General features: G+C 71.1%; 21 protein-coding genes and 1 riboswitch. Of the genes, 13 read left to right on the top strand and 8 right to left on the bottom strand.

From position 1 onward, the window contains the following. Nucleotides 1–24: 24 nt before the first annotated feature. On the bottom strand, nucleotides 25–288 hold the full coding sequence (locus tag ACYVLQ_RS09030; protein ID WP_460696934.1) for a helix-turn-helix transcriptional regulator: 264 nt from the start codon (nucleotides 286–288) through the stop codon (nucleotides 25–27). 75 nt (nucleotides 289–363) lie between these two features. Between ACYVLQ_RS09030 and map the strand changes: the two genes are divergently transcribed. Beyond that, entirely contained in the window at nucleotides 364–1131 is a 768-nt protein-coding gene (gene map, locus ACYVLQ_RS09025; RefSeq protein WP_460696933.1) for a type I methionyl aminopeptidase, read from the top strand. A 2-nt stretch (nucleotides 1132–1133) separates the two neighbouring features. Here map and ACYVLQ_RS09020 read toward each other — a convergent pair whose 3' ends face one another. Next, nucleotides 1134–1829 carry a VOC family protein gene (locus ACYVLQ_RS09020; RefSeq protein WP_460696932.1) on the bottom strand — a complete coding sequence of 232 codons (696 nt, stop codon included), beginning with the start codon at nucleotides 1827–1829 and terminating at the stop codon, nucleotides 1134–1136. 89 nt (nucleotides 1830–1918) lie between these two features. Here ACYVLQ_RS09020 and ACYVLQ_RS09015 point away from each other — a divergent pair, with 89 nt between their 5' ends. Then, nucleotides 1919–2197 (top strand): hypothetical protein, encoded by a 279-nt coding sequence (locus ACYVLQ_RS09015; protein ID WP_460696931.1) that lies wholly within the window; start codon nucleotides 1919–1921, stop codon nucleotides 2195–2197. A gap of 9 nt (nucleotides 2198–2206) precedes the next feature. Further along, on the top strand, nucleotides 2207–2590 hold the full coding sequence (locus ACYVLQ_RS09010) for a PPOX class F420-dependent oxidoreductase (protein ID WP_460696930.1): 384 nt from the start codon (nucleotides 2207–2209) through the stop codon (nucleotides 2588–2590). 224 nt (nucleotides 2591–2814) lie between these two features. On the opposite strand, the gene cobN is transcribed toward ACYVLQ_RS09010, so the two are convergent. Further along, on the bottom strand, nucleotides 2815–6525 hold the full coding sequence (cobN, locus tag ACYVLQ_RS09005; protein ID WP_460696929.1) for a cobaltochelatase subunit CobN: 3711 nt from the start codon (nucleotides 6523–6525) through the stop codon (nucleotides 2815–2817). 42 nt (nucleotides 6526–6567) lie between these two features. Then, nucleotides 6568–6643, bottom strand: a riboswitch (adenosylcobalamin-variant (AdoCbl-variant) riboswitch). 200 nt (nucleotides 6644–6843) lie between these two features. Here cobN and ACYVLQ_RS09000 point away from each other — a divergent pair. The 4 genes from ACYVLQ_RS09000 to cobG all read left to right on the top strand — a co-directional run bounded on the left by ACYVLQ_RS09000 (nucleotide 6844) and on the right by cobG (nucleotide 8950). Beyond that, complete coding sequence (locus ACYVLQ_RS09000) at nucleotides 6844–7092, top strand: hypothetical protein (RefSeq protein WP_460696928.1); 249 nt, start codon at nucleotides 6844–6846, stop codon at nucleotides 7090–7092. A 4-nt stretch (nucleotides 7093–7096) separates the two neighbouring features. Then, the gene (locus ACYVLQ_RS08995; RefSeq protein WP_460696927.1) at nucleotides 7097–7414 is read left to right on the top strand and encodes a hypothetical protein; all 318 of its coding nucleotides are present in this window, start codon (nucleotides 7097–7099) and stop codon (nucleotides 7412–7414) included. Nucleotides 7415–7418: 4 nt separating this feature from the next. Beyond that, complete coding sequence (locus tag ACYVLQ_RS08990; protein WP_460696926.1) at nucleotides 7419–7682, top strand: hypothetical protein; 264 nt, start codon at nucleotides 7419–7421, stop codon at nucleotides 7680–7682. A 68-nt stretch (nucleotides 7683–7750) separates the two neighbouring features. Beyond that, nucleotides 7751–8950 (top strand): precorrin-3B synthase, encoded by a 1200-nt coding sequence (cobG, locus tag ACYVLQ_RS08985; protein ID WP_460696925.1) that lies wholly within the window; start codon nucleotides 7751–7753, stop codon nucleotides 8948–8950. Nucleotides 8951–9061: 111 nt separating this feature from the next. Here the strand turns inward: cobG and ddaH are convergent, their stop codons facing one another. Beyond that, on the bottom strand, nucleotides 9062–9940 hold the full coding sequence (gene ddaH, locus ACYVLQ_RS08980; protein WP_460696924.1) for a dimethylargininase: 879 nt from the start codon (nucleotides 9938–9940) through the stop codon (nucleotides 9062–9064). 132 nt (nucleotides 9941–10072) lie between these two features. Here ddaH and ACYVLQ_RS08975 point away from each other — a divergent pair, with 132 nt between their 5' ends. From ACYVLQ_RS08975 to ACYVLQ_RS08960, 4 genes are all read left to right on the top strand, one after another. Continuing rightward, nucleotides 10073–10510, top strand: coding sequence for an Lrp/AsnC family transcriptional regulator (locus ACYVLQ_RS08975; protein WP_460696923.1), 438 nt, complete (start codon nucleotides 10073–10075; stop codon nucleotides 10508–10510). 68 nt (nucleotides 10511–10578) lie between these two features. Beyond that, nucleotides 10579–11214, top strand: coding sequence for a precorrin-8X methylmutase (locus tag ACYVLQ_RS08970; protein WP_460696922.1), 636 nt, complete (start codon nucleotides 10579–10581; stop codon nucleotides 11212–11214). Beyond that, nucleotides 11211–13058, top strand: a complete 1848-nt coding sequence (locus tag ACYVLQ_RS08965; protein ID WP_460696921.1) for a precorrin-2 C(20)-methyltransferase — start codon at nucleotides 11211–11213, stop codon at nucleotides 13056–13058. Before ACYVLQ_RS08970 ends, ACYVLQ_RS08965 begins: the two co-directional genes overlap by 4 nt. A 149-nt stretch (nucleotides 13059–13207) precedes the next feature. Further along, nucleotides 13208–13753, top strand: a complete 546-nt coding sequence (locus ACYVLQ_RS08960; protein ID WP_460696920.1) for a PadR family transcriptional regulator — start codon at nucleotides 13208–13210, stop codon at nucleotides 13751–13753. Here the strand turns inward: ACYVLQ_RS08960 and ACYVLQ_RS08955 are convergent. From ACYVLQ_RS08955 to ACYVLQ_RS08945, 3 genes are all read right to left on the bottom strand, one after another. Next, nucleotides 13744–14529: a cobalt-precorrin-6A reductase gene (locus tag ACYVLQ_RS08955; protein WP_460696919.1), complete on the bottom strand. Its 786-nt coding sequence runs from the start codon at nucleotides 14527–14529 to the stop codon at nucleotides 13744–13746. The two genes, ACYVLQ_RS08960 and ACYVLQ_RS08955, sit on opposite strands and share 10 nt — an antisense overlap. Continuing rightward, nucleotides 14478–15758 carry a precorrin-6y C5,15-methyltransferase (decarboxylating) subunit CbiE gene (gene cbiE, locus ACYVLQ_RS08950; protein ID WP_460696918.1) on the bottom strand — a complete coding sequence of 427 codons (1281 nt, stop codon included), beginning with the start codon at nucleotides 15756–15758 and terminating at the stop codon, nucleotides 14478–14480. Before cbiE ends, ACYVLQ_RS08955 begins: the two co-directional genes overlap by 52 nt. Before the next feature lie 313 nt (nucleotides 15759–16071). Then, nucleotides 16072–16833: an SDR family NAD(P)-dependent oxidoreductase gene (locus tag ACYVLQ_RS08945; RefSeq protein ID WP_460696917.1), complete on the bottom strand. Its 762-nt coding sequence runs from the start codon at nucleotides 16831–16833 to the stop codon at nucleotides 16072–16074. A gap of 70 nt (nucleotides 16834–16903) precedes the next feature. On the opposite strand from ACYVLQ_RS08945, the gene ACYVLQ_RS08940 reads away from it, so the two are divergent. Next, on the top strand, nucleotides 16904–17326 hold the full coding sequence (locus tag ACYVLQ_RS08940; protein ID WP_460696916.1) for a PPOX class F420-dependent oxidoreductase: 423 nt from the start codon (nucleotides 16904–16906) through the stop codon (nucleotides 17324–17326). Nucleotides 17327–17359: 33 nt separating this feature from the next. Here ACYVLQ_RS08940 and ACYVLQ_RS08935 read toward each other — a convergent pair whose 3' ends face one another. After that, on the bottom strand, nucleotides 17360–18487 hold the full coding sequence (locus tag ACYVLQ_RS08935; protein ID WP_460696915.1) for a M24 family metallopeptidase: 1128 nt from the start codon (nucleotides 18485–18487) through the stop codon (nucleotides 17360–17362). Nucleotides 18488–18753: 266 nt separating this feature from the next. Here ACYVLQ_RS08935 and ACYVLQ_RS08930 point away from each other — a divergent pair, with 266 nt between their 5' ends. Further along, nucleotides 18754–19725 carry a 5'-3' exonuclease gene (locus ACYVLQ_RS08930; protein WP_460696914.1) on the top strand — a complete coding sequence of 324 codons (972 nt, stop codon included), beginning with the start codon at nucleotides 18754–18756 and terminating at the stop codon, nucleotides 19723–19725. Nucleotides 19726–19731 lie beyond the last annotated feature (6 nt).

Genomic DNA, 19731 nt, shown 5'->3' with positions numbered 1-19731 from the left:
CTGACTCGCGGTGCCGGGCTGTTGTCAGGCTGTAGCGGCGAGAGTTGCCGACTGCCAGATGTCGGCCAGTTCCTGGAGGGGGACGTCCAAGGCACGGCTCAGGCCTACCACGGTGCCGAAGGCAGGGCTGGGCAAACGGCCCGATTCGATCTTGCGCAGCGTCTCCGGCGAGATGCCCGCGGCGCGCGCCACTACCGCCAGGTCCCGCTCGGCCCGCGCGGCACGCAGACGGCTGCCGAGGCGGCGACCGGCCTCGACCTGAGCGGGCGTGAGGGGTAGTCGAACCATGCGGCCACACTACGACTGGTATATAAATACCGCAACCGCTACCGTCGGTATTAAAATACCAATTGGAGGTTGCACGTGGTCGAGTTGAAGACGCCCGCCGAGATCGAGCGGATGCGCGTCACCGGGCAGTTCGTCGCCGAGGTACTGGGCGAACTGCGGGAGCGCGCCCAGGTGGGCGTGAATCTGCTGGATCTGGAACTGCATGTCCGCCAACGGATTCGCGAACGCGGCGCCGTCTCCTGCTACTGGGATTACGCGCCCTCGTTCGGCCGCGGCCCGTTCCGCAACACCGTCTGCCTGTCGGTGAACGACGCCGTGCTGCACGGCCTGCCGTTCGACTACGCGCTGCGCGACGGCGACGTGCTCACCGCCGACCTCGCCGTCGGCATCGACGGCTGGGTGGCCGACTCGGCGACCACGGTCATCGTCGGCGCCGCCGACGAGCAGGACCGCCGCCTGGTGCGCGCGACCGAGGAGGCGCTGGCCGCCGCCATCGCGGCAGCGGTGCCGGGCAACCGGATCGGCGACATCTCCGCGGCCATCGCCGCCGTCGCACACTCCTACGGTTACCCGGTCAACACCCAATTCGGCGGCCACGGGCTGGGCCGCACCATGCACGAGGATCCGCACGTGTCCAACGACGGCAGGCCCGGCCGCGGTCTGAAGTTGCGGCCGGGCCTGACCATCGCCCTCGAGCCGTGGTTCGCCCGCACCACCGACCGCATCGTCGTCGATCCGGACGGCTGGACGCTGCGCTCGGCCGACGGCTCCCGCACCGCCCATTCCGAGCACACCGTAGCGGTCACCGAGGACGGCCCGCAGGTCCTGACACTGGCCGCCTGACCTCAGGACTCCAGCACGCCCGGGTACTCGTGGGCGAGTAGATCGCGGTCGTCCTGCGACAGTTCCAGCGCCGCCAGTTCCGCGCGCCGTTCGGCGACCTGCGCCGAATCGCCCGCTGCCGCATGCATTTCGGCGAGCATCGCCAGCGCCCGGCCGCGCTCCAGCGGGGACGCCAGCAGCGCGAACCGGCGCAGGCCGACCTCGAGCACCTTCACCGCCTTGGCCTCGTCGGTCTTGAAGTCCCGCAGAATCCGCGCGTTGTCGAGCACCCGCGCGAGCCCGGGGAGATCCCGCGCACCGCCGTATTCGATATCGGGTTCGTCCTGCTCGATGTAGATGACCGAATTACCGGCCGGGTCGACGACGGTGAAGCGGGTCTGCCCGGGCCGGAAGCGGGTGATGCGCGGCAACCCGCGCCCCGGAACCCGGCCGTAACGCTCGCGCAGCCCCTCGCTGAACTCCTTGTGCCAGCGCTCGGCGTCGTCGATCAGCACCAGACAGCCCACATGGGCCTCCTCCGCGCTGCCCGCACCCTTCGGCATCGGACCGAGATGCACCTGGTAGCCGTCCCGCGTCACCACCGCGTAGGCGTAGGGCCGGGTCTGCTCGTCGGTCACCGTGTAGCCGAGCGCCCGGTAGAAGTCGAGCGTGACCGACAGGTCGCCGCTCCACAGCACGGGGATCGAGGTGGCGCCCATATCATCCACTCCTTCGCGTCACCTGGTAATCAAATGCGGGCGAACAGGAGTTCGTCGAACGCCTGGAGGCCGCCCTCGGCAGCGTCGATATGGAGGAACACGGCGCCGGAATCGCCTTCATGCAGGCCCTGCCGCGCGCCCGGGTGATCGAGTTGCTGACCGCGCAGCGCCGCTACACCGCCGAGATCCGCGACGATCTGCTGGCCATGGTGCCCGAATTTCCCGGCCGCTACGACGCGCCCCACTCCCCCGACGTACTCGAGCTGTGGAGCGGTGTCTTCGACAACTTCTCCGGCTGGACGGAGCGGCTGCTGGCGCGACTCGAGGCCGGTGAGTACCGCATGGCCGACGACGGCCCACCCCATTAGGCTGCGACCGTGGACAATCCCTTCGGCCCCGCCGGGACCGCGAACTACGTTCTGCTGACCACCTTCCGCAAGAACGGCAGCGCGGTGGCCACCCCGGTCTGGGCGACACTCGACGACGGCAAGCTCTACGTCTGGACGGTGACCGACAGCTGGAAGGTCAAGCGGATCCGCCGCGATCCCGCCGTGACCCTGCATCCGTGCAACGCCACCGGCAAGCCACGCGGCGCCGTGATCGACGGCACCGCACGGGTTCTCGACGACGCGGGCAGCGAGCGGGTACGCGGCCTGATCAAGCGCAAGTACTCGGTGCAGGGCTGGCTGGTCGTGACCGGCAGCGTGCTGCGGCGCGGGCGGCAGGGCACCGTCGGCATCGAGATCACGGCCGGGCGCTGATCGACAGAGTGCGCCCCGGGGACACATCGGCCCCGAGGCGCATATCGCCGATACACCGCGTGACGTAGTTCAGGTCCGGCGCTCGTCCGGACGGTCATCGCGCGACAATTCTTATACTGCTCCTACCGACCGCGCAGACCAAGCCCCAGATTTTATGGGGAATGGGGCACGGAGGTATTCGAAACCGTTATCGCACAGGCGATTCGATCGTGATCCCGGACTCGCTACTCCAGCTCGCCCTCGGTCTCCAAATACACCTGGCGCAGCCGTTCGAGGGTGTCCGGCTCCGGATGCTCCCACAGCTTGCGCTCGGCGGCCTCCAGGAGCCGTTCGGCGATGCCGTGCAGCGCCCACGGATTCGACTGCTCCATGAACTTGCGGTTCACATCGTCGAACACGTAGCTCTCCGAGAGCTTTTCATACATCCAGTCGGCGACGACATTGGTGGTGGCGTCGTAGCCGAACAGGTAGTCGACGGTGGCCGCCATCTCGAACGCGCCCTTGTATCCATGCCGCCGCATCGCCTCGAGCCAGCGCGGGTTCACCACCCGCGCGCGGAACACGCGGGTGGTCTCCTCCGACAGCGTGCGGGTGCGCACCGCATCGGGCCGGGTGCTGTCGCCGATATAGGCCTCCGGGTTGCTGCCGGTCAGCGCTCGGACCGCCGCGACCATGCCGCCGTGGTACTGGAAGTAGTCGTCGGAGTCGGCGATGTCGTGCTCGCGGGTGTCGGTGTTCTTGGCCGCCACAGCGATTCGTCGATAGGCCGTGCGCATATCCTCGGCCGCGGGCGCGCCGTCCAGGTCGCGGCCGTAGGCGTAGCCGCCCCACGCCGTGTACACCTGCGCCAGGTCGTCGTCGGTGCGCCAGCTCTTGGAGTCGATCAGCTGCAGCAGACCCGCGCCGTAGGTGCCCGGTTTGGAGCCGAAGATCCGGGTCGTCGCGCGGCGCCGGTCGCCGTGCCCGGCCAGGTCCGATTCGGCGTGTGCGCGTACGTAATTGAACTCGTCCGGCTCGTCCAGCGCCGCCACCATCCGCACGGCGTCGTCCAGCAGCGCGAGCACGTGCGGGAACGCGTCGCGGAAGAACCCGGAGATGCGCACCGTGACGTCGATGCGCGGGCGGCCCAGTTCGTCGAGCGAGATCGGCTCCAGCGCGGTCACGCGGCGGCTCGCCTCGTCCCACACCGGCCGCACCCCCAGCAGCGCGAGCACTTCGGCGATATCGTCGCCGGAGGTCCGCATGGCCGAGGTCCCCCACACCGACAGCCCCACCGAGCGCGGATAGTCGCCGTGGTCGGCCAGATACCGCTGCAGCAGCGAATCCGCCATGGCCTGACCGGTTTCCCAGGCCAGCCGGGACGGCACCGCCTTCGGATCGACGGAGTAGAAGTTGCGGCCCGTGGGCAGCACATTGATCAGCCCGCGCAGCGGCGACCCGCTCGGCCCGGCCGGGATGAAACCACCGTCCAGCGCATGCAGGATCCGCGCGATCTCGACCCCGGTCCGGCGCAGCCGAGGAACCACTTCGGTTGCCGCGAAACGCAATACGGCGCGCAGCGTATCGATCCGATCGGCCGGGAGCACGATGGCGCCGGCACCCGGTGCGCTGCCCTCGCTCGCTCGGGGTTCCGGTTCACCGCCGTCGCCGCGCGCGGGCAACCCCGTCCCGTTGAGTGCCGGAGCGCCGCCCGCCGTCACGTATCGATCGATCACACCGTCGACGGCATCGACCGTCCAGTCCGCGGCCTGCAGCGCGGCCAGCAGCGTCCGGGCGCGCGTCTCCACCGCGTCCACCCGCTCCCGCGATTCGTCCCCGGATTCGCTGAGCCCCAGTGCCTCTCGCAACCCCGGGACGGCGTGCTCGCCACCCCACAGCTGCCGGGCGCGCAGCATGGCCAGCACCAGATCCAGCTCGCCCTCCCCCACCGGCGCCTGTCCCAGGACATGCAGGCCGTCGCGGATCTGCACATCCTTGATCTCGCACAGCCAGCCGTCGACGTGCAGCAGCATGTCGTCGAAGACGTCCTCGTCCGGGCGCTCCTCGAGACCCAGGTCGTGGTCCATTTTGGCGGCCCGCATCAACGTCCAGATCTGCTGCCGGATCGCGGGCAGCTTCGCCGGGTCGAGCGCCGAGATGTTGGCGTGCTCGTCGAGCAGCTGCTCCAGACGCGAGATGTCGCCGTAGGTCTCGGCGCGCGCCATCGGCGGGATCAGATGGTCGACCAGGGTCGCGTGCGCGCGCCGCTTGGCCTGCGTGCCCTCGCCCGGGTCGTTGACCAGGAACGGGTAGATCAGCGGCAGGTCGCCCAGCGCCGCGTCGGTGGCGCAGGCGGCCGACATGCCGAGGGTCTTGCCGGGCAGCCACTCCAGGTTGCCGTGCTTGCCCAGGTGCACCATGGCGTCGGCCGCGAAACCGTCGGGGGCCGAGATCCACCGGTAGGCCGCCAGATAGTGGTGGCTCGGCGGCAGATCCGGGTCGTGGTAGATGGCCACCGGGTTCTCGCCGAAGCCGCGCGGCGGCTGCACCATCAGTACCACATTGCCGAAACGCAGTGCGGCGATGACGATCTCACCGGCCGGGTCGGCGGAGCGGTCGACATACAGTCCCCCGGGCGGCGGACCCCACGCCGCGACCACCGCCGTGCGCAGCTCCTCGGGCAGGGTCTCGAACCATTCCGTGTAGCGGGCCGCGCCGATGCGAATCGGGTTGCCCTCCAGCTGTTCCGCGGTCAGCCAGTCCGGATCCTGGCCACCGGCGGCGATGAGCGCGTGGATCAGCGCGTCACCGTCCCGCTCGTCCAGTCCGGGGATCTCCCCCGGCGCACCGAGATCGTAACCGGCCGAACGCATCTCGGTGAGCAACCGGATGGCGCTGGCGGGGGTGTCCAGGCCCACGGCATTGCCGATGCGGGCGTGCTTGGTGGGATACGCGGACAGCATCAGCGCGATGCGCCGCCGCCCCGTCGGCAGGTGCCGCAGCCGCGCGTGCCGCACCGCGAGTCCCGCCACCCGCGCCGCGCGCTCCGGGTCCGGCACGTAGGCCGACAGACCCTCGGCGTCGAACTCCTTGAACGAGAACGGCACCGTGATGATGCGGCCGTCGAATTCCGGCACCGCGACCTGGGTGGCAACGTCCAGCGGCGACAGCCCGTCGTCGTTGGCCTCCCACTGCGCCCGGCCGCTGGTCAGGCACAGGCCCTGCAGGATCGGCACATCCAGCTCGGCCAGCGCCCCGATGTCCCAGGCCTCGTCGTCGCCGCCAGCCGACGCCGTCGCCGGTTTGGTGCCACCGGCCGCGAGCACGGTGACCACGAGCGCGTCGGCGCCGCGCAGGGTTTCGATCAGTTCCGGCTCCGCAGTACGCAGCGAGGCGCAGTAGAGCGGCAGCGGCCGCCCGCCCGCCTCCTCGATCGCGGTGCACAGCGCGTCGACGTAGGCGGTGTTCCCGGCCAGATGCTGGGCCCGGTAGTACAGCACGGCCACACGTGGGCCGTCCACGTCGCGCGCGTCCCGCTCCAGCTCGCCCCAGTCGGGCAGGTGCACGGGCGGCTCGAAGCCGTGCCCGGTGAGCAGAACGGTGTCGGACAGGAAGTTGTGCAGCTGGCGCAGATTGGCCGGCCCGCCCGCCGCCAGGTAGTTGTGCGCGTCCGCCGCGACGCCGCCGGGCACCGTGGAGCATTCCATCAGCTCGGCGTCGGGCGCCATCTCGCCGCCGAGGGCCACCACCGGAATTCCGCTGCCGCGCAGCGCGTCGAGTCCTTCCTCCCACGCGCGGCGGCCGCCGAGGATGCGCACCACCACCAGGTCGGCGCCCTCGAGCACGCCCGGCAGATCGTCGGGCAGCAGCCGGGCGGGGTTGGCCAGCCGGTAGTCGGCGCCGCTGGCGCGGGCGGACAGCAGGTCGGTATCGGAGGTGGACAGCAGCAGAATCACGGTTCGGCCTTCCTCGGGTGACGCGCCCATCAGGGAGTTGGCGCTCGCCAGGAGGGTCTGACTGTCACAGTGGCGCGACCGCACCGGAATTGCACCGGTTTCCTCGTGCTGCGCGAGCCCCCGGATGCTACCGCGCCGGTCGTCCGCCGCCGGAGCCCCGGCCCCGGTGCCCGCCGCCGGGAACTATGCATCGAACTCGCAACGACCTGCTGTTTCAGCATTTTCCCGTCCGGCACAGCGGCGTACGCTCGAAATATGCCGAACTCCCCGGGATGGGCCAGGCGGAATCGCTTCGCCGCCTGGTCAGGAATTGTTTGCATGATGGTTGCCGTTGCGTTGCTGGCTATGGCGCTGGCGGCAGCTGCCGGAAATCGCGGCGATCTGTTGCTGATTGCCGCGGGCGTGTGCGCGGCGGTCGCGATCTTCGGTCTGCTCGTCTTCCAGACGACCAACCGCCGCGATCACGCCGACCACCACGAACGGCCACATCTGTTGGACGACAGCTACGTTCCGATCCCGCCGTGGAAGGGCCATACCCGCGGCGAGGCCGACGAGAGAGGACGCTGATCGTATGCCGGTAACCCCGAGCTGGGTTCGACGCAATCGCTTAGTCGCCTGGTTGAGCTACTTCGGCGTGCTGGTCACCTTCGCGACGCTCGCCATGGCGTTGACCGCCGCGGGCAGCGGCCACCAGGGCTGGGCGATGCTGTCCGGCGAAGTCTGCGCTGCGACGGTGATTATCGGGCTCACCCTGTACGGCACGACGGTGCGCCGCGACCGTGCCGACCGACATGCGGCGCCGAGTCTGCTCAACGATTGCTGGGAGGAGACCCCCACCTTCGCCCACCGCCAGGGTTCCCCCGCGCGGACGACCGGATCGGAGGGCTGAGCCCATGTCGAGCGCACCGCACCACACCGGACCCGCGCCGAGATGGGTCAAGCGAAACCGGATCGCGGCCTGGACCGGGTATTTCTGCCTGATGCTGGCCTTCGCCGCGCTCGGGGTCGGACTCACCTCGGCCGGGCGCGCCGAGGACGGCTGGGCGATCCTGTGGGGCGTGGTATTCCTGATCGCCGTCGGCCTGGGCATCGGAATCGCGGGCACCACCGTGCACCGCGACCACGTCGAGGGGCACAAGCCGCCCCACCTGCTCTGAGTCCGGCCCGACGTCTGGTCCGCCGCGGCGGCGCCGACTCGCGGGGCGAATCGTAGGCTGAAGGCATCATGACTCGCTCCGCGCCCGATTCCTGCCCCGGCGTCCTGCGGCTGCACCAGGCCGCCGACGGTCCGCTGGCGCGGATTCGACTGCCCGGCGGTATGCTGCGGCCCGACCAGTTGCGCTCCCTCGCCGAGGCGGCGCGCGAACTCGGCAACGGCGATATCGAACTCACCTCGCGCGGCAACGTGCAGCTGCGGCAGATGCACGACGCCGACGCGCTGGCGGCCCGGCTCGATGCCGTCGGGCTGCTGCCCAGTCCCACGCACGAGCGGGTGCGCAATATCGTCGCCTCGCCGCTGTCGGGCCGGGTGGGTGGCTGGACCGATGTGCACGCGCTGGTCCAGGGACTGGATGAGCGACTGCGGGCGACGCCGACGCTGGCGGAGCTGCCGGGGCGGGTGTTGTTCACCCTCGACGACGGGCGCGATGATGTGAGCGGCCTCGGCGGCGATATCGGCGTCCACGCGGTCGGCGGCGACGACTACACCCTGGTGCTGGGCGGCCGCGATACCGGTATCCGGTTGCCGGGCACGGAGGTTCTCGACGTGCTGCTCGCGGCGGCACGCGCGTTCCAGGAGTTGCGCGGCGAGCAGTGGCGTCTGCACGAGATCGAGGACGGGCCCGCCCGGGTCGCCGCGCGGCTCGACCTCGCCGCCGCCGCGGAGCCACTGGAATTCGGTGCGGGCCACGACATTCCGATCGGCTGGCTCACCCAGTCCGACGACCGGGTGGCGCTGGGCGCGGGCGTCCCGCTGGGCAGCCTCCCGGCGCGTACCGCCGAATTCGTTGCCGCCGTGGAACATCCGATCCTGGTGACACCCTGGCGCAGCCTGGTGATCGCCGATCTGGAAGAGTCGCCCGCCGAGCAGGTGGTGCGCGTACTCGCCCCGATGGGCCTGATCTTCGACGCGCACTCGCCGTGGCTGCTGGTCACCGCGTGCGCCGGAAAACCCGGATGCGCCAAGTCCCGCACCGACGTTCGCGCCGACGCCGCTGCGGCGGTGACCACGGGCCGTATCACGACCGCGGGCCCTCCCGCCACCGGCACGCGCGGCGGCCTCGAGGCCGCCGACCTCGAGGTCTCCGGCCGCCAGCACTGGTCCGGCTGCGACCGCCGCTGCGGCCGCCCCCGCGGCGCCCGCACCGATGTGATCGCCGAACCGGACGGCTACCGCATCACCCCACCACACCCCGACATCCGCTGACCACCCGCGCGGTCGGCCCACCGAAGCTGTCCTCTGCGTCTCGCCGTCGCCCCTGAAGGGTTTCCCGTCTGTGCTACACCATGGATCGTGGCCACCCTCGGTGGGGAGGGCTCAACCCGCTGCCGCCTCGTCGCGCGCAGCTCGCTCGGCATGCCATTCCAGGGTGCAGCATTTGACGCTGCCACCGGCCTTCAGCAATTCCGACAGGTCGATGCCGATCGGTTCGTAACCGCGAGCGCGCAGTTGGTCGGCCAACGCCGTGGCACGGTCGCTGAGGAATACGCGGTGACCGTCGCACACACCGTTGAGACCGAGCACCCGCGCGTCGGCCGCGGTGGCGACGACCGCGTCCGGATACAGCCGCGCCAGCACCCGCGCGCTCGCCGCGTCGAAGGCATTCGGGTAGTAGGCGACGGTGCCGTCGAGCACCATGAGGGCGGTGTCGAGGTGATAGAAATGCGGATCGACCAGTCGCAGCGACACCACCGGCAGCCCGAAGAACGCCTCCACCTCCCGGTGCGCCGCCCGAGAACTCCGAAACCCGGTCCCGGCCAGCACGCGGTCGCCGACCACCGCGAAATCGCCCTCGCCCTCGTTGATTTCGGTCGCCGCCGCGACGCGGGACAGGCCCTGTTCGCTCAGCCAGCGGTGATACGCCGGGCCCTCCGCGACCCGTTCCGCATTCGCGAACCGCGCCGACAAGGCGCGGTCGCCGATCACCAGGCCGCCGTTGGCGGCGAACACCATATCGGGCAGATCCGGCTCGCCCGCGATCACGTCGACGCGGTGGCCGCACCGTTCGAACGCCGCGCGCAGCGCCTCCCACTGGGCGAGGGCGCGAGCCCGGTCCACCGGCGCGGCGAGGTCCATCCAGGGATTGATCGCGTAGCGCACGTCGAAATGCTCCGGGCGGCACATCAGGTATCGGCGGGGCGTGGACCAGCGGACGGCGGCGGGTTCGGGCGCGTGCGGGGCGGTGACGGAGGTCAACGGGACTCCTCGGGATCGGCGATCACGCGACGTTGAAACGAAGATAATGGGCGTACTGTTGCGCTCGGAATATCGATTCATTGCGTGTATCGAGTGAACCTCGGCGAATCATTGCGCAGGGAAGGAGGCGGTATGGATGAGCTGGACCGCCGGATTCTCGCCCACCTGCTGCGGCAGGCTCGCGCGTCGTTCCAGGACATCGGCGCGGAGGTCGGACTGTCGGCCCCGGCGGTGAAGCGGCGGGTCGACAAGATGGTCGCGGGCGGCCAGATCACCGGATTCACCGCACTGGTCAACCCCGCGGCGCTGGGCTGGAAGACGGAGGCCTACGTCGAGGTCTACTACCGCGACAACATCTCCCCGGCCGCACTGCGCCGCAGCCTGGAACCGATCCCTCAGGTCGTCGGGGTGTGGACGATCGCGGGCGAGGCCGATGCGCTGGTGCACGTGATGGCGACCGATATGGCGGAGATCGAGTCGACCGTCGAGCGGATCCGGGAGAACGCCCGCGTCGGGCGCACCCGCAGCAGCATCGTGATGTCGCGGCTGCTCGAGCGGCCGCGCACCTGATCGCGCGCGGGCCGATGCGGCCAGGGCGGCGCACGGGGACGTGCGGGCCGCCGCTTAGGGTGGATGCCATGTCCGACGTACGCACCAGCTACCTCACCGACGGGCCCGAGATCTATCGGCGCTCGTTCGCGACCATCCGCGCCGAGGCCGAACTGGACCGGTTCCCGGCCGATGTCGCGCAGGTGGTGGTGCGCATGATCCACGCGTGCGGTCAGGTCGACCTCGCCGCCGACGTGGACCACAGCCCCGACGCGGTCGCGAAGGCGCGGGCCGCGCTGCGTGCCGGGGCGCCGATCCTCTGCGACGCCACGATGGTGGCCTCGGGCGTGACCCGTCGTCGCCTCCCCGACGACAACGACGTGCTGTGCCTGCTCGCCGACCCTCGGGTGCCGGAGCTGGCGCGGTCCATGGGGACCACGAGATCGGCTGCGGCGCTGGAACTTTGGCGTGATCGACTGCACGGCGCGGTGGTCGCGATCGGCAACGCCCCCACCGCGCTGTTCCACCTGCTCGACATGCTCGACGCGGGCGCTCCCCGGCCCGCAGCGGTGCTCGGTATTCCGGTCGGATTCGTCGGCGCCGCCGAATCCAAGCAGGCCCTCGCCGAATACGGTGATGTCGGGTATCTGACGGTACACGGGCGCCGCGGCGGCAGCGCCATCACGGCGGCGGCACTGAATGCGATTGCGAGCGAACAGGAATGACCGGTCCGGGTGCGGCGACGAGGCAGCGCGGGAAGCTGTGGGGCATCGGGCTGGGCCCAGGCGACCCGGAACTGGTGACGGTGAAGGCGGCACGGCTCATCGGAGCGGCGGATGTCATCGCCTTCCACAGCGCCCGGCACGGACGCAGCATCTCCCGCGGCATCGCCGCCCCGTACATGCGGCCGGGACAGTTGGAGGAGCACCTCGTCTATCCGGTGACCACCGAGACCACCGCGCATCCGGGCGGGTACCAGGGGGCCATCGACGAGTTCTACGAGCAGGCGGCCGCCACGCTCGCCGCGCATCTGGAGGCGGGGCGCACGGTGGCCCTGCTGGCCGCCGGTGACCCCTTGTTCTACAGCTCCTACATGCATATGCACCGCCGCCTGGCCGACCGCTTCGAGGCCGAGATCGTCCCCGGCATCACCTCGGTCAGCGCCGCCGCGGCCGCTCTCGGCACCCCGCTCGTCGAGGGCGAGCAGGTACTCACCGTGCTGCCCGGCACCATGCCCGCCGACCAGCTGGCGCGGCGACTGGCCGACACGGACGCGGCCGCCGTCATGAAGCTCGGGCGCACCTATCCCGATGTGCGCCGGGCTCTTTCGGACTCCGGCCGTCTCGACGACGCCTACTACGTCGAACGGGCCAGCACGGGCCGCCAGCGCGTGCTGCGCGCCTCCGACGTCGACGACGAGGTGCCGTACTTCGCCATCGCCGTGCTCCCCGGGCCTACACCGACCACGGCCGTCCCACTGACCCGCGGCGCAGGCAGCCTCGGCGTGGAGCCCGCACGCTCGTCGTCCAAGTCCGCGACGCTGACCGGCGCACACACCTCGGCGCCGGCGGCCTTGAACCAGGAAGCCAGTGGGCCGCAACGGATTCCGCCCACGGCATCGACTCAGGACTCCGGCATTCCCTCCGGTCCGCAGCACGGGCCGCGCTCGACTCACAGTGCCGCAGCGACGGTGGAGGCCATGGCCGGTCCCACTGCGCGGCACCATGTTCCGGAAAGGGGCGGCGGCACAACCGGACACCGTGGCGTCTCGTCGGGCGCTGCGCGCGAGGGAAACGGCGCTCCGCGAACATCTTCCGATGCCCCGGGCGAAGTCGTGGTCGTGGGGCTGGGGCCCGGCGCGCCGGATTGGACTACGCCGGAGGTGAATCGGGCGCTGGCCGAGGCCACCGATATCGTCGGCTACTCCACCTACATCGACCGGGTGCCGATCACGCCCGGGCAGCGGCGGCATGCCAGCGACAACCGCGTGGAGTCCGAACGGGCCGCCATGGCACTGGATCTCGCTCGGCGCGGCGGACGCGTGGTCGTGGTGTCCTCCGGTGATCCGGGCGTTTTCGCCATGGCCGCGGCGGTCGTCGAGGAGTCGGCGGACCCGCAGTGGCGCGATGTGGCGGTGCGAGTGCTCCCGGGCATGACGGCCGCGAGCGCGGTCGCCGCCCGTGCCGGCGCGCCCCTCGGCCACGACTTCGCGATGGTCTCGCTGTCGGACCGGCTCAAGCCTTGGGAGGTGGTGGCGCGGCGACTGTCGGCGGTGGCCGCGGCCGATATGGCCGTCGCCGTGTACAACCCGGCGTCCTCGCAGCGCACCTGGCAGGTGGCCGCCATGCGCGACCTGATGCTCGAGCACCGCAAGCCTGATACCCCGGTCGTGCTCGGCCGCGACGTCGGCGGGCCGACCGAGTCGGTGCGCGTCACCACGCTCGCCGACCTCGACCCCACCGCTATCGACATGCGCACGCTGCTGGTCATCGGCGCCTCGACCACCACGACATTCGAGACGCCCACCGGCACCCGCGTCTACACCTCGCGGCGATACGCGACACGGTGACCGACCACCGAGCTACCGGGAGCGCACGGCACGGGATGCCGCGCCCCCGCGGCGGGTACACACTCCTACTGTGCGCGGGAGTCCCGCCTTCGGGCGTACCCACCGCTAATATTCCAATGTAGAGGGTCAATGTGTGGGAAGGGGCAGGTGTGGCCGAGGGCTCGTCGAAGCGGGGGCTGAACTCGACCGCGGCATCGCTGCTGGGGTTTCTGCATGAGGGGCCGATGTCGGGGTGGGATCTGGTGAACCTCGCTCAGGACCGGATCGGGGATTTCTGGACGATCACGCAGAGCCAGGTGTATCGGGAGCTCGGGACAATGGCCAAGACCGGGCTGGTGCGCAAGGGCGAGACCGGGGCGCGGGACCGGACGCCGTACCACCTCACCGACGCCGGCCGGGAGGCGTTCGCCGAGTGGATCGCCCGCGATCCGGGGGCCGAGACCATCCGGGTGCCCCTGCTGCTGACGCTGTCGTTCGGGGAGTTCGTGGAGCCCGCACGCCTGGACCGGATCATCGCCGCCAACCGGGAGATCCACGAGCAGCGCCTGGCCGGATATCTCGACAGCCGAGGCGACGAGCGGTCCCACGGCGAGCGCGCCACGCTCGATTTCGGGATCCGCTACGAGCGCGCGGTGCTGGAGTGGTTCGACCTGCTGCCGGAGCTGCTGAGCCGTCCGGTCACCGATCACGCCTGAGCGCGCAGCCAATCCCACGCCGCCCCGGCGGTTTCCACCGTCCGCGCGCCCGCGGGCAGCGGGGGCCGGTCCACCATCACCACCGGCAGGCGCAGGTCTCGGGCGGCGGTCAGCTTGGCCGCGGTCAACTCGCCCCCGCTGTCCTTGGTGACCAGCACGTCGATATCGCGTCCGGTCAGCAGGCGCGCCTCGTCCGCGACGGCGAAAGGACCGCGGGCCAGCAGTAGTTCGTGATCCGGCGGCAGCTGCCCGGACGGCGGGTCGATGGCGCGGATCAGGAACCACTGCTCGGTGAGGTGGGCGAACGCGCCCACGCCTTGGCGGCCGATCGTCAGAAATACCCGAGTCCCGGTGCGCGCCACCGTTTCCGCGGCGGTCACCAGGTCGGGTACGCGCATCCATCGGTCGCCCGACTCCTCCCGCCAGCCCGGGCGACGCAGGTGCACCACCGGTATGCCGAGGCTCGCACCGGCCGACGCCGCGTGCTCGGTCATGGCCCCGGCGAACGGATGGGTGGCGTCCACGACGGCCTGGATGTCGTTGTCCGACAGCCATGTTCGCAGGCCTTCGGCTCCTCCGAATCCCCCGACGCGCACAGCACCCGCGGGCAGTACGGGCGCACGAACCCGTCCGGCGAGCGACGACACGATCTCGAAACCTCGCTCACCGGTGGCGGTCTCGGCGAGTTCCCTGGCTTCCCGGGTGCCGCCGAGAATCAAGGCTTTCAGGACCCCCGCCCGCTCGAATACGCCGCGGCGGTTTTGGTGACCGACCACTGGGTGACCGGCAGCTGCGGGCGCCAGGTGGTGAAACCGCCCAGCGGCTCGGCGCGGTAGACCTGAAACTTCTTCAGCACGCCCCCGTGCGCGGCCGCCCACTCCAGCAGCAGTGCTTCCGACTCCGCGGTCACCGCGTTCGCGACCATGCGTCCGCCGGATCGCAGTCGGGCCCAACAGGTTCCGAATACGCCAGGCTGGGTCAGCCCGCCGCCCAGGAAGACGGCGTCGGGTTCGGCGAGAGCGCCCTCGCGCAGCGCACCGGGCACTTCGCCCCGGATATCGATGCCGGGCACCCCCAACGCCATCGCGTTCTCGGCGATCTGCTGCCGCCGCGTCTCGGCTCGCTCGAAACTGACGGCGCGGCAGGAGGGATGCGTGCGGCACCATTCGATGGCGATGGTGCCCGAGCCGCCTCCGACGTCCCACAGCAGTTCGCCCGGCGCCGGGGCGAGCGCCGCGACGGCCAGCGCCCGCACCTCCGCCTTCGTGAGCTGGCCGTCGCCGCCGTAGACCCCGTCGGGCAGCCCGGGCATCCGGGTCCGCCGCGGGGTGCCCGGATCGGCGGCGCATTCGACAGCGACGATGTTCAGCGGGTCTCCGGGCGATTCGACCCACGTCCCGGCAACACCGGAGACCGCCCGCTCACCCGGCCCACCCAGTTGTTCCAGCACCGTGAGAGTGGACCGGCCGAAACCGTTGCGCGCCAGCAACTCCGCCAGCCGCGCCGGGGTCGACTCGTCGGGCGCGAGCACCAGGACCCGGCGTCCGTGCACCAGCTCCGGCAGCACCGTCTCCAGGCGCCGCCCCACCACACTGACCACGGGGGTGTCCGCGACGGCCCAGCCCAGCCGCGCGCAGGCCAGCGCCGCCGACGACGGCTGCGGCAGCACCCGAAGTGCCCGCGGCCCCACCAGTTTCGCCAGCGCCACCCCGATCCCGTAGAACATGGGATCCCCGCTGGCCAGCACGCACACCCGCGAACCTCGGTGCGCCGCAAGCAGTTCCGGTAGTGCCGGCAGCAGCGGCGACGGCCACGCCTGCCGCCACGGCTGGTCCACCTCCTGCGGCACCAGCTCCAGCTGCCGCGCCGAACCGAAGAGCACCTCCGCGTCGGCGATCGCGCTGCGGCTCAGTTCGCCGAGCCCGCCCCACCCGTCGGCCCCGATACCGACGACGGCGACGGGAGTCCCCAGCGGCCACACGAGTGTCGTCGCGGAGCCCGTCATCACCCTGCTCCTCCGTCGTGCCACCACACGCCACGGCCGGGAGGCTCGATCGGCCACATGATCGTCGTCGCCCAGCCCCTCAGCACCACGCAACTCCGCGATGCCATCACGCGTCGCGGTTGTCTCCGCCATCGATCACCATGCCCGCCACCGGCACCTATCCGAAGTCGGGCCGGGCGGCCGACGAACGGCTCGACAAACCTAAGGTCGTATAGCGCGCACATCCTCGAATTCACCGCCGAGACAACGCGATTCGGCCCCGATCCGAACGGGATCGGCGAGAGGTCCGGGCCGGTGAACCGGAGGGCGGCGCTCATCGCGGCAGCCACCGCCAGATCGACCGCGGCACGAAGCGCGCCACCAGATACACCCCGCGCAGCAGGCCGGGCACCCAGACGCAGGTCGTGCGCCGCCGCAAGCCGGTGACGACCGCCGCCGCGACCTGCTCCGGTGTGCTCGAGAACGGGGCCGGGTCCATACCCGCGGTCATCGCCCCTATGACGAACCCGCAGCGGATGAGCAGCAGGCGCACCCCGCTGCCGTGCAGCGCGTCCGAGAGCCCGCTGGCGAACCCGTCGAGACCGGCCTTGGTCGATCCGTACACATAGTTGGCGCGGCGCACGCGAAAGCCCGCCACCGAACTGAACACCACGAGCTGCCCGCCGCCTTGCGCCCGAAGCAGAGTGGCGAGCGTCGTCAGCACACTGACCTGGGCGACGTAGTCGGTCTGGACGACGGCGAGGGCGGCGGCCGGGTCACGCTCGGCCCGGGCCTGGTCACCCAGCACGCCGAAGGCCGGGATCGCCACCCCGATGCGGCCGTGGTCGGCGGCGATCTTCTCCAGCAGCGGCTGGTGGCTCGCGACGTCGTCGGCGTCGAATTCCACGCGGTGCACCGCGGTCGCGCCCGCACGCTCGAGCCGGGACTGCTGAGCGTCCAGGTCGCCGCTGCGACGCGCGGCCAGGATGACCACGCGCCCGGCGGCCAGCCGCTCCACGATCTCGAGCCCCATCTCACTGCGCCCGCCCAGCAGCAGGATCGCACCCTCGTCGACGTCGTGTCCTCGCGCTCCCATGGGCCTCAGTCTGCCAAACCGCCCGGACGCGGACGCCGCCACCGCGACCCACCTTGCTACCGTCACGGTCATGACCAGCGCCGACACTCGGATCGAACTGTCCCCCGCCGCACTCGAGTTCGTGACCGAGCGGCATCTCGCGACCCTCACCACGCTGCGCGCCGACGGCAGCCCGCACGTGGTCGCGGTCGGGTTCACCTGGGACGCGGAGGCCGGGATCGCGCGAATCATCACCTCGGGCGATTCGGTGAAGGCCCGCAACGCGCGCCGGTCGGGACACGCCGCCGTATGCCAGGTCGAGGGCAGGCGCTGGCTCACCCTGGAGGGTCCCGCGGAGGTGCTCGCCGCGCCCGCCGATGTCGCCGAGGCCGAGGACCGGTACGCGCGGCGCTACCGCACCCCGCGCGAGAACCCGCGCCGCGTCGTCATCGCCATCCGTGCCGACCGCGTGCTGTCCAGCAACACCCTGCGCGATGACCGCGCCGACGCGTAGCGCCGCAGCGGGACCGGACAGGCGACCCGGCGCTCAGACCACCGTCAGCCCGTGCGGGCGCTTGTTCATGGGCTCGCAGCCGTCCTCGGTGACCACCACGATGTCCTCGATGCGGGCACCCCACTCGCCGCCGAAATAGATGCCGGGCTCGATGCTGAAGGCCATGCCCGGCTCCAGCACGATGTCGTTGCCGACCATGATGTAGGGCTCCTCGTGCACCGACAGGCCGATGCCGTGGCCGGTGCGGTGGATGAAATTGCTCCCGAAACCGGCCTCGGTCAACGGGTTTCGCGCGGCGGCGTCGACGGACGCGGCGGTCACGCCCGGGCGCACGGCGGCCACGGCCGCGGCCTGCGCCCGCTCCAGTTCGCCGTAGCGCGCGGCGATCTCGGGGTCGGGCTCGCCGAGCACGTAGGTGCGGGTGGAATCGGAGTAGTAGCCGGGCTCGACCGGGCCGCCGATGTCGACGACCACCACATCACCGGCCCCCAGGCGCCGTTCGGACACAGCGTGGTGCGGGTTCGCGCCGTTCGGCCCGCTGCCGACGATCACGAACGCGGCCTCGGTATGGCCCTCCTCGACGATCGCCGCCGTGATGTCGGCGGCCACCTCCGCCTCGGTGCGGCCCGCGCGCAGCCATTCGCCCACCCGCGCGTGCACGCGGTCGATGGCCGCACCCGCCCGGCGCAGGGCCTCGATCTCGCTGGCGTCCTTGAGCGTTCGCAGCCGCCGCAGCACCGGGGTGGCCGAGACGGGCAGCGCGGTGAGCGTATCGGCGATCGGCAGCAGATGCAGTGCGGGCATGGCGTCGTCCACCGCCACCCGCGCCCCGGCGTTCAGCGCGGACTTCACCACCCGGTACGGGTCCACGCCGTCGGTCCAGTCGAGCACCTGCAGCCCCAGTTCCCCCGCCGCCGACCCGGCCAACCCCGCCAGCTCCAGCTTCGGGATCACCACCGAGGGCGTCTCGCCGCTGGCCGGGATCACCAGGCACGTCAGCCGCTCGAACGACTGTGCCCGCGACCCGATCAGATATCGCAGATCCGGCCCCGGAGTGATCAGCAGCGCATCCAGCTTCGCCGCCCACGTCAGCTCCGCCGCCCGCTCCAATCGCCTCCCGTAGACCTCTGCTCCGAACCGTGCCTCCGTCTCCGCGCTCATGTAGATCGACATTACGCCGACCCACACGCCCTCATTCCAGTCACTCGTGACGGATCCGAGCCACGGACCGGTCCCGACCCGCGCTGGCTACCTTGCCTCCGTGTTCGACAATCTGAAAGACCAACGGCGCAGGCGGCAGGCTCGGCGCAGGCAGAACATGCTGGACGAATTCGTGGCGCGGAGGGACCCCCGAGGAACCGCTCGGGACCGAAGCGTCGCTGCGACACGACCGCGGATTGTCGGGCGGATCGGCTAGCGTCTGGGCTATGAGTTCACCTGCCACCGGACCGCTGCTGCTGCTCGACGGGGCCAGCCTGTGGTTCCGCGCCTTCCACGCCATTCCGGAGAAGATCACCGCGCCCGACGGGCAGCCGGTGAACGCGGTACGCGGATTCACCGACATGGTGGCGGCGCTGATCACGCGGCACGCCCCGGCGCGGCTGGTGGTGTGCCTGGATCTGGATTGGCGGCCGAAGTTCCGGGTGGAGCTGCTGCCCTCGTACAAGGCGCATCGGCTGGCCGAGCAGGGTGCGCACGAGGCCGGACCGGATGTCGAGGAGGTTCCCGACACGCTGACCCCGCAGGTCGACATGATCCTCGCGGTGCTGGCCGCGGCGGGCATCGCGACCGCGGGCGCCGAGGGCCTGGAGGCCGACGACGTCATCGGCACCCTCGCCACCCGCGAGCACACCGACGAGACCATCGTCGTCAGCGGCGACCGCGACCTGCTGCAGTTGGTCCGCGACGCCCCGGCACCGCCGGTGCGGGTGTTCTACGTCGGCCGCGGCCTGGCCAAGGCCGAGCTCTGGGGCCCCGCCGAGGTCGCGGCGAAATACGGTGTGCCGGAACGCAATGCCGGTCCCGCCTACGCCGATATGGCCACCCTGCGCGGTGACGCCTCCGACGGGCTGCCCGGGGTCGCGGGCATCGGCGACAAGTCCGCCGCCACCCTGATCTCCCGCTTCGGCAGCCTGGACGCGCTGGTAGCGGCCGTCGAGGATCCGAATTCCGATCTCGCCCAGGGCGTTCGGGCCAAGCTCCGGGCCGCCGAGGGCTATCTGAAGGCGGCGGCGCCGGTCGTCCGCGTGGTCCGCGACGCCGACGTCGACCTCTCCGGCCCCGACGTACTGCCCACGGCCCCAGCCGATCCCGACCGCCTGCGGGCCCTCGCCGCCGCCTACAACGCCGAGAGCCCGATCAAGCGCCTCGTCACCGCCCTGGGCTCCCGCTCCTCCTGACCGTCG

It is taken from the genome of Nocardia thraciensis (assembly GCF_054782435.1).
The sequence above is the reverse complement of the archived record's forward strand: the minus strand, read 5'-3'. Positions and strand labels throughout refer to the sequence as shown.

Bases quoted from the DNA above. Each gene is read 5' to 3' on its own strand.
- ACYVLQ_RS09030 (WP_460696934.1), bottom strand. From the start codon at position 288: ATGGTTCGACTACCCCTCACGCCCGCTCAGGTCGAGGCCGGTCGCCGC.
- ACYVLQ_RS09020 (WP_460696932.1), bottom strand. From the start codon at position 1,829: ATGGGCGCCACCTCGATCCCCGTGCTGTGGAGCGGCGACCTGTCGGTC.
- ACYVLQ_RS09015 (WP_460696931.1), top strand. From the start codon at position 1,919: ATGGAGGAACACGGCGCCGGAATCGCCTTCATGCAGGCCCTGCCGCGC.
- ACYVLQ_RS09000 (WP_460696928.1), top strand. From the start codon at position 6,844: ATGATGGTTGCCGTTGCGTTGCTGGCTATGGCGCTGGCGGCAGCTGCC.
- ACYVLQ_RS08995 (WP_460696927.1), top strand. From the start codon at position 7,097: ATGCCGGTAACCCCGAGCTGGGTTCGACGCAATCGCTTAGTCGCCTGG.
- ACYVLQ_RS08990 (WP_460696926.1), top strand. From the start codon at position 7,419: ATGTCGAGCGCACCGCACCACACCGGACCCGCGCCGAGATGGGTCAAG.
- cobG (WP_460696925.1), top strand. From the start codon at position 7,751: ATGACTCGCTCCGCGCCCGATTCCTGCCCCGGCGTCCTGCGGCTGCAC.
- ACYVLQ_RS08975 (WP_460696923.1), top strand. From the start codon at position 10,073: ATGGATGAGCTGGACCGCCGGATTCTCGCCCACCTGCTGCGGCAGGCT.
- ACYVLQ_RS08970 (WP_460696922.1), top strand. From the start codon at position 10,579: ATGTCCGACGTACGCACCAGCTACCTCACCGACGGGCCCGAGATCTAT.
- ACYVLQ_RS08965 (WP_460696921.1), top strand. From the start codon at position 11,211: ATGACCGGTCCGGGTGCGGCGACGAGGCAGCGCGGGAAGCTGTGGGGC.
- cbiE (WP_460696918.1), bottom strand. From the start codon at position 15,758: ATGACGGGCTCCGCGACGACACTCGTGTGGCCGCTGGGGACTCCCGTC.
- ACYVLQ_RS08945 (WP_460696917.1), bottom strand. From the start codon at position 16,833: ATGGGAGCGCGAGGACACGACGTCGACGAGGGTGCGATCCTGCTGCTG.
- ACYVLQ_RS08940 (WP_460696916.1), top strand. From the start codon at position 16,904: ATGACCAGCGCCGACACTCGGATCGAACTGTCCCCCGCCGCACTCGAG.
- ACYVLQ_RS08935 (WP_460696915.1), bottom strand. From the start codon at position 18,487: ATGAGCGCGGAGACGGAGGCACGGTTCGGAGCAGAGGTCTACGGGAGG.
- ACYVLQ_RS08930 (WP_460696914.1), top strand. From the start codon at position 18,754: ATGAGTTCACCTGCCACCGGACCGCTGCTGCTGCTCGACGGGGCCAGC.